This window comes from Bradyrhizobium sp. i1.15.2 (assembly GCF_040548425.1).
GTDB lineage: Bacteria > Pseudomonadota > Alphaproteobacteria > Rhizobiales > Xanthobacteraceae > Bradyrhizobium > Bradyrhizobium canariense.
In genome coordinates, this window is the sequence record NZ_JBEPRQ010000007.1 from 212,090 (window position 1) to 225,379 (window position 13,290).

The 13,290-nt window shown below is 63.9% G+C and carries 13 protein-coding genes; 12 read left to right on the forward strand and 1 reads right to left on the reverse strand.

Features of this window, described 5'->3' with window-relative positions:
• Window positions 1-76 precede the first annotated feature (76 nt).
• Complete coding sequence (gene gntR, locus ABIB80_RS15840; protein ID WP_007592329.1) at window positions 77-1,177, reverse strand: HTH-type transcriptional regulator GntR; 1,101 nt, start codon at window positions 1,175-1,177, stop codon at window positions 77-79.
• 202 nt (window positions 1,178-1,379) lie between these two features.
• Here gntR and ABIB80_RS15845 point away from each other — a divergent pair, with 202 nt between their 5' ends.
• The 12 genes from ABIB80_RS15845 to ABIB80_RS15900 all read left to right on the forward strand — a co-directional run bounded on the left by ABIB80_RS15845 (window position 1,380) and on the right by ABIB80_RS15900 (window position 12,843).
• Window positions 1,380-2,441, forward strand: a complete 1,062-nt coding sequence (locus ABIB80_RS15845; RefSeq protein WP_007592328.1) for an ABC transporter ATP-binding protein — start codon at window positions 1,380-1,382, stop codon at window positions 2,439-2,441.
• Between the two features lie 78 nt (window positions 2,442-2,519).
• Window positions 2,520-3,833: an ABC transporter substrate-binding protein gene (locus ABIB80_RS15850; RefSeq protein WP_354127903.1), complete on the forward strand. Its 1,314-nt coding sequence runs from the start codon at window positions 2,520-2,522 to the stop codon at window positions 3,831-3,833.
• Window positions 3,834-3,899: 66 nt separating this feature from the next.
• Complete coding sequence (locus tag ABIB80_RS15855) at window positions 3,900-4,847, forward strand: carbohydrate ABC transporter permease (protein ID WP_007592324.1); 948 nt, start codon at window positions 3,900-3,902, stop codon at window positions 4,845-4,847.
• 2 nt (window positions 4,848-4,849) lie between these two features.
• Complete coding sequence (locus ABIB80_RS15860; RefSeq protein WP_007592322.1) at window positions 4,850-5,725, forward strand: carbohydrate ABC transporter permease; 876 nt, start codon at window positions 4,850-4,852, stop codon at window positions 5,723-5,725.
• Window positions 5,726-5,804: 79 nt separating this feature from the next.
• Window positions 5,805-6,791, forward strand: a complete 987-nt coding sequence (denD, locus tag ABIB80_RS15865; protein WP_219684650.1) for a D-erythronate dehydrogenase — start codon at window positions 5,805-5,807, stop codon at window positions 6,789-6,791.
• A 23-nt stretch (window positions 6,792-6,814) separates the two neighbouring features.
• Entirely contained in the window at window positions 6,815-7,783 is a 969-nt protein-coding gene (locus ABIB80_RS15870) for a sugar kinase (RefSeq protein WP_007592318.1), read from the forward strand.
• Window positions 7,784-7,796: 13 nt separating this feature from the next.
• On the forward strand, window positions 7,797-8,447 hold the full coding sequence (gene eda, locus ABIB80_RS15875; RefSeq protein ID WP_007592316.1) for a bifunctional 4-hydroxy-2-oxoglutarate aldolase/2-dehydro-3-deoxy-phosphogluconate aldolase: 651 nt from the start codon (window positions 7,797-7,799) through the stop codon (window positions 8,445-8,447).
• A gap of 59 nt (window positions 8,448-8,506) precedes the next feature.
• Window positions 8,507-9,676 (forward strand): acetyl-CoA acetyltransferase, encoded by a 1,170-nt coding sequence (locus ABIB80_RS15880; RefSeq protein ID WP_007592314.1) that lies wholly within the window; start codon window positions 8,507-8,509, stop codon window positions 9,674-9,676.
• A 129-nt stretch (window positions 9,677-9,805) separates the two neighbouring features.
• Window positions 9,806-10,012, forward strand: coding sequence for a hypothetical protein (locus ABIB80_RS15885; RefSeq protein WP_007592312.1), 207 nt, complete (start codon window positions 9,806-9,808; stop codon window positions 10,010-10,012).
• Between the two features lie 118 nt (window positions 10,013-10,130).
• Window positions 10,131-11,354 (forward strand): CaiB/BaiF CoA transferase family protein, encoded by a 1,224-nt coding sequence (locus ABIB80_RS15890; protein ID WP_354127904.1) that lies wholly within the window; start codon window positions 10,131-10,133, stop codon window positions 11,352-11,354.
• Window positions 11,351-12,487, forward strand: a complete 1,137-nt coding sequence (locus tag ABIB80_RS15895; RefSeq protein WP_219684653.1) for a thiolase family protein — start codon at window positions 11,351-11,353, stop codon at window positions 12,485-12,487. The genes ABIB80_RS15890 and ABIB80_RS15895 overlap by 4 nt, the downstream gene beginning before the upstream one ends.
• The gene (locus tag ABIB80_RS15900) at window positions 12,484-12,843 is read left to right on the forward strand and encodes a Zn-ribbon domain-containing OB-fold protein (RefSeq protein WP_007592309.1); all 360 of its coding nucleotides are present in this window, start codon (window positions 12,484-12,486) and stop codon (window positions 12,841-12,843) included. The genes ABIB80_RS15895 and ABIB80_RS15900 overlap by 4 nt, the downstream gene beginning before the upstream one ends.
• Window positions 12,844-13,290: the final 447 nt, after the last annotated feature.

Consider the following 13,290-nt stretch of genomic DNA (forward strand, 5'->3'; position numbering starts at 1 on the left):
CGGCTTGTGCGATGCCCAACGGCGCGAGCGACGATTTGCCTGCCCGCTGGCGGGTCGTTTCCTCACAAATCCGATACTAGTCATGGCCGCTTGGTAACGCTACCATTTTGTTCGCAGCGCCTGTGCCTGAAGCGGCTGGCCGGTTGTCCGACCGCCGGGCCGACGAGCTTTGCCGCTCGATCACCTTGAAGCCGAGATCGAGCACCGGATGTTCCGGGCGCCGTCCGTCGATCGCGTCGATCAGCATGCTGGCGGCCGTGTTGCCCATCTCGTAGCGGTTGGTGCGCACGCTCGTCAGAGTCGGGACCGCGGAGGCCATGAATTCCAGATCGTTGAAGCCGACGATCGCGATCTGTTCGGGGATGGCGATCTCGCGGCGCCTGCATTCGAACAGCACACCCAGCGCGAGGTCGTCATTGGCGCAGAACACCGCATCCATGCCTGGCTCCCGCGCCAGGAGATCGGTGAACAGGGCGCCTCCGAGCGTCACCGAGGTCGGAGTCGCCGTCGTGACGACGAGGCGTTGCTCGAATAGTCCTGCGTCCTTCATGGCCGAGACGTATCCGTCGAGCCGCCGCTGTACCCGCGGATCCATCCGCGCGCCGACGAAGCCGATCTTGCGGTGACCTTGCGCGAACAGATGTGCAACCGCCGCACGGGCTGCGTCATAGTGCGAAAAGCCGATCATCATGTCGACCGGATGGGGCCCGATCTCCATGATTTGCACGATCGGGCAGTCGGCGGCATCGAGCATCGCGCGCGATTCCGTGGTCTGGTCGATGCCGGTGACGATCAGCCCGGCCGGCTTCTGCGCGAGAAACAGGCGCAGCAGCTTCTCCTCCTGGAGAATACTGTAGCGTGTGTTGGACAACTGGATCGAGTAACGGCTGTTTTCGGAGGCGTCGTAGATGCCGCGCAGCACGTCGGAGAACACATTATTGGTCAGTGACGGAATCAAGACACCGATCACCTCGGTGCGCTGCGAAGCCAACGCGCGCGCCGCCAGGTTCGGCACATAGCCGAGCTCCCTGGCCGCGCTCTCGACCCGTGTCCGTTTGGCGAGCGACAGCGCCTCGGGATTGCGGAAGAAGCGGGACGCTGTGATCGGGCTTACGCCGGCGAGCTCGGCGACTTCCGCCAGCCGGATTTTGCCTGACTTGGTGCGGTTTCGACCCATTTGCTGCTCTTAACACACTCACTGTCGCAAACAAAGGAACGTTGACAGCGCTACCAGCACGGACTAACCAAAGACAAATTGCCAAAACCGCACAAACTGCCGACAATGTCGCCCGCTAAGGTTGGGCTTCGTTCGGTGAAGTCTGAAAAAACAAGACGGTCGCGGCGCGAGATGCGTCGTGGACTTTCGAGGAGGGAGCTAGATGTCGTCTGTGCAAATCCGCGACGTGCGGAAATCGTTCGGCAATTTTGAAGTCCTGCACGGCGTTTCGATTCCGATCGAGGACGGCCAGTTCGTTGTCCTGGTTGGTCCCTCCGGCTGCGGCAAGTCGACGCTTCTGCGCATGCTCGCCGGTCTCGAGAATATCACCTCAGGCACGATCTCGATCGGCGACCGCGTCGTCAACAATGTCCAGCCGAAGGAGCGGGACATTGCGATGGTGTTCCAGAACTACGCGCTCTATCCGCACATGACGGTCGGCGAGAACATGGGCTTCTCGATGAAGCTGCGGGGCGAGAGCACCGAAGAGATCAACAAGCGCGTCAAGCGCGCCGCCGAGATCCTGGCACTGTCGCCGCTGCTCGAACGCTATCCGCGCCAGCTCTCCGGCGGCCAGCGCCAGCGCGTCGCCATGGGCCGCGCCATCGTGCGCGACCCGCAGGTCTTCCTGTTCGACGAGCCCTTGTCGAACCTCGACGCCAAGCTGCGCGTCGCGATGCGCACCGAGATCAAGGAGCTGCACCAGCGGCTGAAGACCACGACGGTCTACGTCACCCACGATCAGATCGAGGCCATGACCATGGCCGACAAGATCGTCGTCATGCATGACGGCATCGTCGAGCAGATGGGTACGCCGCTCGAGCTCTACGACAAGCCCGAGAACCAGTTCGTCGCCGGCTTTATCGGCTCGCCGTCCATGAACTTCCTGAAGGGGCATGTGCGCGTCAACGGCGTTGCGACCTTCGAGGGGCCGAATGGCGTGAAGCTGCCGCTCAGGAACGCGCCGGCGGCGTCCGACGGGCGTCCTGTCGTTTACGGCGTACGCCCAGAGCATTTCACCATCGCTGACGACGGCGCCGATGCCGAGATCGTCGTGGTCGAGCCGACCGGCTCGGAAACGCAGGTGTTTGCGAAGCTCGGTGGTGAGCAGGTCGTCGCGGTCTTCCGCGAACGTCACCAGTTCAACCCGGGTGACAAGGTCAAGCTGAAGCCCGATCCTTCCGTAATTCATCTGTTCGACGAGGCGACGGGCAAACGCGTGTAGCGACGCCGAAGAACTGCCCAAGCAGAACTGCCCAATAAAAGACGACCCAATACAAATATAAAATTTAGGGAGAGAACGATGAGCGATTTCGACAGGCGAAGTGTGCTTAAAGTCGGTCTGGGCGGCGCGGCGCTGCTGGCCGGCCCGGGCATCGTCCCGGTGCGCGCGGCGGAGTGGACCAACACGCCCGAGGCGAACGCCTCCATCCGCGTGCTGCGCTGGAAGCAGTTCATTCAGGCCGAGTTCGACAAATTCGCCGAGCAGACCAAGGCGTTTTCCGAGAAGACCGGCGTCAAGGTCAAGCTCGAGGCCGAGAGCTGGGAGGACATCCGCCCGAAAGCCGCGGTCGCCGCCAATGTCGGCGCCGGTCCCGACCTGATCATCGGCACGCTCGATGATCCCCACAAGTTCCCGGAAAAGCTGATCGACATGACTGACGTCGCCGACTATCTCGGCGCGCAATATGGCGGCTGGTATCCGGTTGCTGAACGCTACGGCAAGAAGGGCAACAGCTGGATCGCCATTCCCCAGGGCGCGACCGGCGGCTGCCTCAACTACCGCGTCAGTCACGTGAAGGCCGCCGGCTTCGATGAATTTCCCAAGGACACCGCCGGCTTCCTCAAGCTCTGCCAGGCGCTGAAGAAGAACAACACGCCGGCCGGCTTCGCGCTCGGCCACGCCACGGGTGACGCCAACGGTTGGTGCCAGTGGGCGCTGTGGGCCTTCGGCGGCAAGGTCGTCAACGAGAAGAACGAGGTCGTGATCGACTCGCCGGAGACGATCGCCGCGCTCGAATACGTCAAGCAGCTCTACGAGACCTTCATCCCCGGCGTGCTGTCGTGGAATGACTCGAACAACAACAAGGCGTTCCTCAACGGCGAGCTTAGCCTGACGCTGAACGGCATCTCGATCTGGACCGTCGGAAAGAACTCGACCGACCCGAAGCAGCAGGAGATCGCCAAGGACATGAACCACGCGCCGATGCCGATCGGGCCCGTGGGCGTGTCGACCGAGCAGCAGAACGTACTCGTCTATTACGGCTACAAGCACTCGAAGTATCCGAAGGCGGTCAAGGAATACATCAAGTTCATGATGGACAAGGCGAACTACGACGCCTGGGAGGTCTCCTCCAACGGCTACGTGTCGCCGCCGCTTCCGGCCTACAACGACAACCCGGTGTGGACCTCCGATCCCAAGATCACGCCGTATCGCGACTGCCTGAAGCGCTGCCGCGACAACGGCTATGCCGGCGATCTCGGCTATGCCTCCGCCGCCGTGATGGGCGACTTCGTCGTCGTCGACATGTTCGCCGAGGCGGCGTCGGGCTCCGTGACGCCGAAGGCGGCAGCCGCACGCGCAGCCGAGCGCGCCAAGCGCTACTACCAGGTCTGATCAGCTCCAATCTGCACGGCGTCCGGTTCGCCGGACGCCGCGACTTTTCGTCGAGGGGAATCCGACATGGCAGTTATGGCCGAGTCCACTGTCGCGCAGGCCAAGCGCAGCAGCTTGTGGACCAGAGCATTCGAGAGCCGGCATTTCCTCGGCGCGATGTTCATGGTGCCGGCGATCGCCATCCTCATTCTGTTTCTGGCTTACCCGCTGGCGCTCGGCTTCTGGCTCGGCATGACCGACACCAAGATCGGCGGTGCCGGACGCTACATCGGCTTCCAGAATTTCGTCTCGCTGGCGAAGGACTCGGTGTTCTGGCTGTCGGTGTTCAACACCATCTTCTACACGGTCGCCGCCAGCGCGGTGAAATTCGCCATCGGCCTTTACCTGGCGCTTCTGCTGAACGAGCGGCTGCCGATGAAGTCGATGATCCGGGCAATCGTGCTGTTGCCCTTCGTCGTGCCCACGGTGCTCTCTGCGATCGCGTTCTGGTGGATCTATGACAGCCAGTTCTCGATCATCTCCTGGGTGTTGATCAAGGCTGGCCTGATCACACGCTATATCGATTTCCTTGGCGATCCCTGGAATGCGCGCTGGTCGGTGGTCGCCGCCAATATCTGGCGCGGCGTTCCTTTCGTGGCGATCACGCTGCTGGCGGGACTTCAGACCATCTCGCCCTCGCTCTATGAGGCCGCCAATCTCGACGGCGCCACCAATCTGCAGCGCTTCCGCCACATCACGCTGCCGATGCTGTCGCCGATCATCGCGGTCGTGATGACGTTCTCGGTGCTGATGACCTTCACGGACTTCCAGCTCATCTACACCATCACGCGGGGCGGGCCGATCAACTCCACCCATCTGATGGCGACGCTGTCGTTCCAGCGCGCCATCACCGGCGGCAATCTGGGCGAGGGCGCGGCGATCTCGAACGCGATGATTCCGTTCCTGGTCGCGGCGATCCTGCTCAGCTTTTTCGGGCTTCAGCGTTCCCGCTGGCAGCAGGGCGGGAGGGACTGACCATGACCACAGCGGACGACCAAAGCGTCGGAATGGACTATCTGGAAAGTTTTCCGCGGAAGTTTTTTCGCGTCTACCTTCCGCTCGGCCTGATCATCTTCTTCCTGCTATTCCCGTTCTACTGGATGGCGGTCGCGACGTTCAAGCCGGACGCGGAGATGTACGACTACGAAAAGTACAATCCGTTCTGGATCGTGCATCCGACGCTTGAGCACATCAAGAAGCTGTTCTTCGACACCGACTATCCGCTCTGGATGTGGAACACCGTGATCGTCTCGGTGTCCTCGACCTTCATCTCCCTGTTCGCCAGCGTCTGCGCTGCCTATGCGATCGAGCGCCTGCGCTACAAGGGCTCGCGCTATGTCGGCCTTGCGATCTTCCTCGGCTATCTCGTGCCGCCCTCGATCCTGTTCATTCCGCTGGCGGCGATCGTGTTTCAGCTCGGGCTGTTCGACGGCAACCTGGCGCTGATCCTGACCTATCCGACCTTCCTGATCCCGTTCTGCACCTGGCTCCTGATGGGTTATTTCCGCACCATTCCCTATGAGCTGGAGGAGTGTGCGCTGATCGACGGGGCGACGCGGCTGCAGATTCTGATGAAGATCACGCTGCCGCTGTCGCTGCCGGGCGTGATCTCGGCGGGCATCTTCGCCTTCACGTTGTCCTGGAACGAGTTCATCTACGCGCTGACCTTCATCTCCTCGTCCGAGAACAAGACGATCCCCGTCGGTGCGATCACCGAGCTCGTCAATGGCGACGTCTATCATTGGGGCGCGCTGATGGCGGCGGCTCTGACCGGCTCGGTCCCCGTAGTTATCCTTTATTCCTTCTTCGTGGAGTACTATGTGTCGGCGATGACCGGCGCCGTGAAGGAATGATCGCGGGGCCCGCCTTGAGAGCGCGCCAGGACGAATCGCCGAAATCGGCGCGTTCCGGCCAATAAAAAGGAGTAGGCTCTTGCACATTCTGGTTCTGGGCGCCGCCGGCATGGTCGGCCGCAAATTGTGCGAACGGTTGTTGCGCGACGGCCGGCTTGGCAAGAGCGACATCACCAAGCTGACCATGCATGACGTGGTCGAGCCGAAGGCGCCGGAAAAAGCCGGTTTTGCCGTCGAGACGGTGTCGAGCGATTTCGCCATGCCGGGTGCGGCCGAAAAGCTGATCGCCGGCCGTCCGGATGTGATCTTTCACCTCGCCGCGATCGTCTCAGGCGAAGCCGAACTCGATTTCGACAAGGGCTACCGCATCAATCTCGACGGCACGCGGATGCTGCTCGATGCCGTCAGGCTCGCCGGCGGCGGCTACAAGCCGCGCGTGGTCTTCACGTCCTCGATCGCGGTGTTCGGCGCGCCGTTCCCCGATGCGATCGGCGACGAGTTCTTCCACACGCCGCTTCTGAGCTACGGCACGCAGAAGGCGATCGGCGAACTGCTGCTGGCCGACTATTCCCGCCGCGGCTTCCTCGACGGCATCGGCATCCGCCTGCCGACCATCTGCATTCGGCCCGGCCTGCCCAACAAGGCGGCATCGGGGTTCTTCTCCAATATTCTGCGCGAGCCGCTGGCCGGCAAGGAAGCGGTCCTTCCCGTGTCCGAGGACGTCCGCCATTGGCATGCCACGCCGCGCTCAGCCGTCGGCTTCCTGCTGCATGCCGGCACCATGGACCTCGCCGCGGTGGGGCCGCGCCGTAATTTGACCATGCCGGGCCTGTCGGCGACGGTTGGCGAGCAGATCGCTGCGCTGAAACGCGTCGCCGGCGACAAGGTCGCCGCCCGCATCAAGCGGGAGCCCGATCCCTTCATCGTCGGCATCGTCGGCGGCTGGCCGCGCAACTTCAATGCAAAGCGGTCGCTCGAGCTCGGCTTCACCACCGCCGAAAAGACTTTCGACGACATCATCCGCATTCACATCGAAGACGAGCTCGGCGGCAATTTCGTCGCGTGATCTCTGACTGAGCGGGTAAAGTGATGGCGAGCGTTGCTTGCATCGGCGAATGCATGGTCGAGCTCCGGCAGGCCCAGGGTGGACAATCCGGCGGGCAGGGTGGCGGCCTCTACTCGCGTGGATTCGGCGGCGACACTCTCAACACGGCCGTGTACCTCGCGCGGCTCGAGGTCAAGGTCGACTATTTCACCGCGCTTGGCGACGATGCCCTGAGCGATGAGATGATCGCGGCCTGGACAGCCGAGGGCGTCGGCACGAGGCGCGTCGCGCGGCTGCCGGGCAAGCTGCCCGGCCTCTACATGATCCAGCTGGACGCGAAGGGCGAGCGCCAGTTCTTCCACTGGCGCGACAGTGCGGCGGCGCGCCAGCTGATGAATCTGCCGGAGACGGACGATCTCCTCAACTCCCTGATGAGCTACGACATCGTCTATCTCTCTGCGATCACGCTCTCGATCTACGACGCGGCCGGGCGCGAGCGCCTGTTCGCGGCGATCAAGCGTGCGCGCCTGCTCGGCACCCGCTTCGTGTTCGACACCAATTTCCGCGCGCGGGGATGGCCGGATCGCGATGTCGCGCGCGAGGTGTTTTCGGCTGCTTTCGCGGCTGCCGACATCGTGCTGACCTCGACCGAGGATCTGCTCGCTCTCTATCCCGGCGAGAGCCACGAGCAGTTGATGGCGCGCATCCCGACCCCCGAGCTGGTGTTCCGGCTCGCGGAGCCGGTCAGCCTGCTGCGCTTTCCCGGGGGCCCCTACGAGATCCGCGCCGAGCCCATGACCAAGCCCGTGGTCGACACCACCGCGGCCGGCGACAGCTTTGCGGCGGCCTATATCGCTGCACGGCTCGCCGGTTCCGACCCGGTCGAGGCCGCCCAGGCCGGGCACCGCCTCGCCAGCCTCGTGATCTGCTATTCCGGCGCCATCATTCCGGGTTATGCCATGCCACCGAAGAAACGGCACCGGCCGGCGACCACGCGTCAAGCGACCAAGTGAAACGAAAGCCAAGATGACCACGACTGCCCAACAGAACCACCTCGCCGCGCTGTTCAAGGCCGCGACCGTCATTCCCGTCCTCACCATCGAGCGTATCCAGGATGCTGTGCCGCTGGCGCGTGCGCTGGTCGCCGGCGGCGTCCGCACGCTGGAGGTGACCATGCGTACCCCCGTTGCGATCGAGGCGGCGAGGGCGATGATGGCCGAGGTGCCCGAGGCGATCGTCGGCATCGGCACGATTCTCAATCCGGCCGACTTCACGCGTGTCGAGAAGCTCGGTGTTGCGTTCGGCATCAGCCCCGGCTTGACCCCGGACCTGTTGAAGGCCGCCACCCATAGCTCCTTGCCGTTTGCGCCCGGTATCGCCACGGCGTCCGAGCTGATGATGGCGCTGTCCTACGGCTTCGACATCGCAAAATTTTTCCCGGCCGAGCAGGCTGGCGGCATCAAGGGGCTGCGCTCTCTGGGTGGGCCGTTCCCGAACGTGCGGTTCTGCCCCACTGGCGGGGTCGGCGAGGCCAATGCGGCAACCTGGCTCGCGGAGCCCAATGTGGTCGCTGTCGGCGGTTCCTGGCTGTGCCCGACGGCGGAGATCAGGGCCGGGAACTGGGCCGGCATAACTGCCATCTGCCAGCGCACCCTCCAGGCGCTTAAACCCGCGTGAAGTCTTGCCATCCCTGAGCTAAGACTTAGGTCAGCAAGAGACCGCCAGGGAGAAAGACCATGACCGCCAGCATCGTCGGATGGGCGCATACGCCGTTCGGCAAGTTCGACACCGAGACCGTGGAAAGCCTCGTGGTGAAGGTCGCCAATGAGGCGCTGGCGGATGCCGGCATTTCGGCTGGCGATGTCGACGAGATCGTGCTCGGCCATTTCAACGCCGGCTTCTCGCCCCAGGATTTTACCGCCTCGCTGGTGCTCCAGGCCGACCCGCAGCTGCGTTTCAAGCCGGCGACCCGGGTCGAGAACGCCTGCGCCACCGGCTCCGCCGCCGTCCATCAGGGCGTGCGCGCGATCGCGGCCGGCGCGGCCAGGATTGTCCTCGTTGTCGGCGTCGAACAGATGACGCGCACGCCGGGGCCGGAGATCGGCAAGAATCTGCTCAAGGCGTCCTATCTGCCCGAGGACGGCGACACCGTCGGCGGCTTCGCCGGCGTGTTCGGCAAGATCGCCAGCTCCTATTTCCAGAAATACGGCGACCAGTCCGACGCACTGGCGCTGATCGCGGCCAAGAACCACAAGAACGGTGTCGCCAATCCCTTCGCCCAGATGCGCAAGGACTTTGGCTTCGAGTTCTGCCGCGCCGAGAGCGAGAAGAACCCCTACGTTGCCGGTCCCCTGAAGCGCACCGATTGCTCGCTGGTCTCGGACGGTGCCGCTGCCCTGGTGCTGGCCGACGCGGAAACCGCCAAGGGCATGAGCAAGTCGATCGGCTTCCGCGCCACCGCGCACGCCCAGGATTTCCTGCCGATGTCCAAGCGCGACATCCTCCAGTTCGAGGGCTGCACGGTCGCCTGGCAGCGCGCGCTGGAGAAGGCGGGCGTTACACTGTCGGATCTCTCCTTCGTCGAGACCCATGACTGCTTCACCGTCGCCGAGCTGATCGAGTACGAAGCGATGGGGCTGACGCCGAGGGGGCAGGGCGCCCGCGCCATCAAGGAAGGCTGGACGCTCAAGGACGGCAAGCTCCCGGTCAATCCGTCCGGCGGCCTGAAGGCCAAGGGCCATCCGATCGGCGCCACCGGCGTCTCCATGCACGTGATGACCGCGATGCAGCTCGCCGGCCAAGCGCCCGAGGGCATGCAGCTCAAGAATGCAAAACTCGGCGGCATCTTCAACATGGGCGGTGCGGCGGTTGCCAACTACGTCTCCGTGCTGGAGCCGCTGAAGTAAGCTCCGACCTTGTAGGGTGGGCAAAGGCGCAGCCAGCGCCGTGCCCACCATCTTGTTTGCGCTAGATCATGGTGGGCACGCTTCGCTTTGCCCACCCTACGGCACTGATTGATTCGCGGGACATGCATCATGAGCAATGACTACGAAGATTCGCTGTCGATGGACGCACTCAACGATCGCATCGCGATTCTCGAGGACAATATCCGCCAGCTCATCGAGCAGGCCGCGGCCGCCTCGGGTGAGCAGAACGAGTCGCGGATCGCAGACCGCATCAACCAGCAGAACGAGGAGCTCGACCGTCTCCTCAAGGTTCGCGAATCCCGTCAGAAGAAATAGCCCTTAGCGGCCGGCGCATGCGGCCATACGCCGGCCGCCCTTGCGCATGCGCCGCCGCTGCCGTTAGCTGGACCGAAATCGCAGGGCTCGCTTGAGCCCGCGCAATCGGGAGTGAACGATGGGGCCGCTGAAGGGCATCAAGGTCGTCGACATGACCACCGTGTTGATGGGTCCCTATGCGACCCAGATGCTCGGCGACTATGGCGCAGACGTCATCAAGGTGGAGTCTCTGGACGGTGACGTCACCCGCCTGATCGGTCCGATGCGGCACGCCGGCATGGGCCCGGTGTTCCTCAACACCAACCGCAGCAAACGCTCGATCTGCCTCGACCTGAAGAAGCCCGCCGGCCGCGAGGCCGTGCTGCGCTTGCTGAAAGACGCCGACGTTCTCGTCTACAACGTCCGCCCGCAGGCGATGGCGCGGCTTCAACTGGGCTATGACGTTGTTTCCAAGATCAATCCGCGTCTGGTCTATGCCGGCGTGTTCGGCTTCGGCCAGGACGGGCCGTATGCTGTAAAACCCGCCTATGACGACCTGATCCAGGGCGCCACCGCGCTGCCGGCCTTGATGGCGCAGACGGGCGACGGCGTGCCGCGCTATGTGCCGAACGCACTGGTCGATCGCATCGTCGGCCTCACCGCCGTGGGCGCGATCTGCGCCAGCCTCGTGCATCGCGACCGCACCGGACGCGGCCAGCGCGTCGACATCCCGATGTTCGAGACCATGGCCGGCTTCGTCATGGGCGACCACATGGGCGGGCTCACCTACGAGCCCCCGCTCGACAAGGGCGGTTACGCCCGCCACCTCTCGCGCGATCGCCGGCCCTACAAGACCTCGGACGGTTATCTCAGCGTCATCGTCTACAACGACAAGCAGTGGGAGAACTTCTTCAAGGCGACGGGACGCGACGACCTGCGGGCCGACGCGATGTTCGCGACATTCGCCGGCCGCGCCGCCAATATCGATGTCGTCTATGCCGAGCTCGCGCGCATCTTCGAGACGCGCAGCACCGAGGAATGGATCGACCTGCTGACCAAGGCGGACGTGCCCGTGATGCCGATGCACGACCTCGCGTCGATGCTGCACGATGAGCATCTGGAGGCGACCAACTTTTTCCCGGTGGTGAACCATCCAACTGAAGGGCCGATCCGGAGCATGAGGGTGACGGCGACCTGGTCCGAGACCGGGGCCGAACCGGTGCGGCTCGCGCCGCAGCTCAACGAGCACGGCGCGGAAATCCTGCGTGAGATCGGCTATTCCGCCGACGAGATCGACGCCATGGTCCGCGATGGCGTCACCCGTTCGCCGCCCCGGAATGACGATGCACTGGTGCGCCCATGAGCTTTATCACCGGCGTCGGCCTCACGCCTTTCGGCAAGCACGAAGGCTCGTCCTCGCTGGACCTGATGAGTAAGGCCGCGCAGGCCGCGCTCGACGATGCCGGGCTCGAGCGCGCCGAGATCGACGGCATCCTCTGCGGCTACTCCACCGTTTCGCCGCACATCATGCTGGCGACCGTCTTTGCCGAGCATTTTGGCATCCGCCCCAGTTACGCCCATGCCGTCCAGGTCGGCGGCGCGACCGGGCTCGCGATGACCATGCTCGCCCATCATCTCGTCGAAGCAGGCGTCGCCCGCAATGTGCTCGTCGTCGCAGGCGAGAACCGTCTCACCGGGCAGAGCCGCGATGCCTCGATCCAGGCGCTGGCGCAGGTCGGCCATCCCGATTACGAAGTGCCGCTCGGACCGACGATTCCCGCCTATTACGGCCTGGTCGCGAACAGGTACATGCACGAATACGGCGTGACGGAAGAAGACCTTGCCGAATTCGCGGTGCTGATGCGCACCCACGCCTGCACTCATCCCGGTGCGCAATTCCAAGATCGCATCGAGGTCGCCGACGTCATGGCCTCGAAGCCCGTGGCGATGCCGCTGAAGCTGCTCGATTGCTGCCCGGTGTCCGACGGCGGCGCAGCCTTCGTCGTTAGCCGCGAGCGGACCGGAGAGGCCGGCGTGCGCATTCGCGGCTGTGCCCAGGCCCATACCCATCAGCACGTCACTGCAGCGCCCGCCCTGAGCGAGCTCGGCGCGGAGATCTCCGTCGGCCGCGCCAAGGAGGCGACCGGCCTTGCGATCTCCGACGTGCGCTACGCCGCGATCTATGACAGCTTTACGATCACGCTCGCGATGCTGCTGGAAGACCTTGGCCTTGCTGGCCGGGGCGAGGCAGCCGCGCGCGTGCGCGCAGGCCATTTCAGCCGCGACGGCGCGATGCCGCTGAACACCCATGGCGGCCTGCTCAGCTACGGTCATTGCGGCGTCGGTGGCGCGATGGCGCATCTTGTCGAAACGCATCTGCAGATGACGGGGCGGGCGACGAATCGTCAAGTGCGTGACGCCTCGATCGCGCTCCTGCACGGCGACGGCGGCGTGCTGTCGTCTCACGTCAGCATGTTCCTGGAGCGGGTGCGATGAGCGAGCGAATCGCGGATTGGACCCAAGGTGTGCAAGTCATCACCTTTCAGACCTGCACCTCCTGCAGCCATGTGCAGTATTTCCATCGCGCCTTCTGCGCCGCCTGCGGTGCGCCCGATCCGCGCGAGCAGCGTGCCAGCGGCAAGGGCAGGGTCTACGCGACGTCGCTGGTCTGCCGCGCCGCGACGCCTGAGACGCGGTCGCACGTGCCCTTCAACATCCTGCTGGTCGATTGCGCCGAGGGTTTTCGCATGATGGCGCATGGTGAGAATGATCTCGCCATCGGCGATGAGGTCAGTGCGAGCTTCAAACCGTTCGCTGGCAGGCTGGTGCCGTTCTTCGCCAAAGATGGATAGTGAAATTTGGATGCTCGAATGTAGCCCGGATGGAGCGCAGCGAAATCCGGAATTTTCACCTCACCGATAGACTTTCCCGATTGCGCTTCGCTCCATCCGGGCTACTGCAAAGCCAGCGGTGGGATTCGTCATTCGGGGGCGGTCCTGAGAGACCGAGCCTGGAACGGGAATTCTGGGCCTGGCCTGTGCGAGGGCCACCCCGGAATGACGAAAGCTCTCACCCGACTCTTAACTAGCGCCCGTAGAACAGGATGCTGGCGATGACGAGCATCGCCATCACCGCCAGCATATGCGCGAGCGCCTCCGAGGCCGCCCCCTTGGTGGCTTCCTTCATGCCATTTTCTCCCTAGACTTGGGCGTGACTCATCGATGCGCGGTTAGCGCCCAACGGCCAATTGTTTTTACTCGGAACACCCCTTGCGAGTATCCGCCGCGATCAAGTCCCCA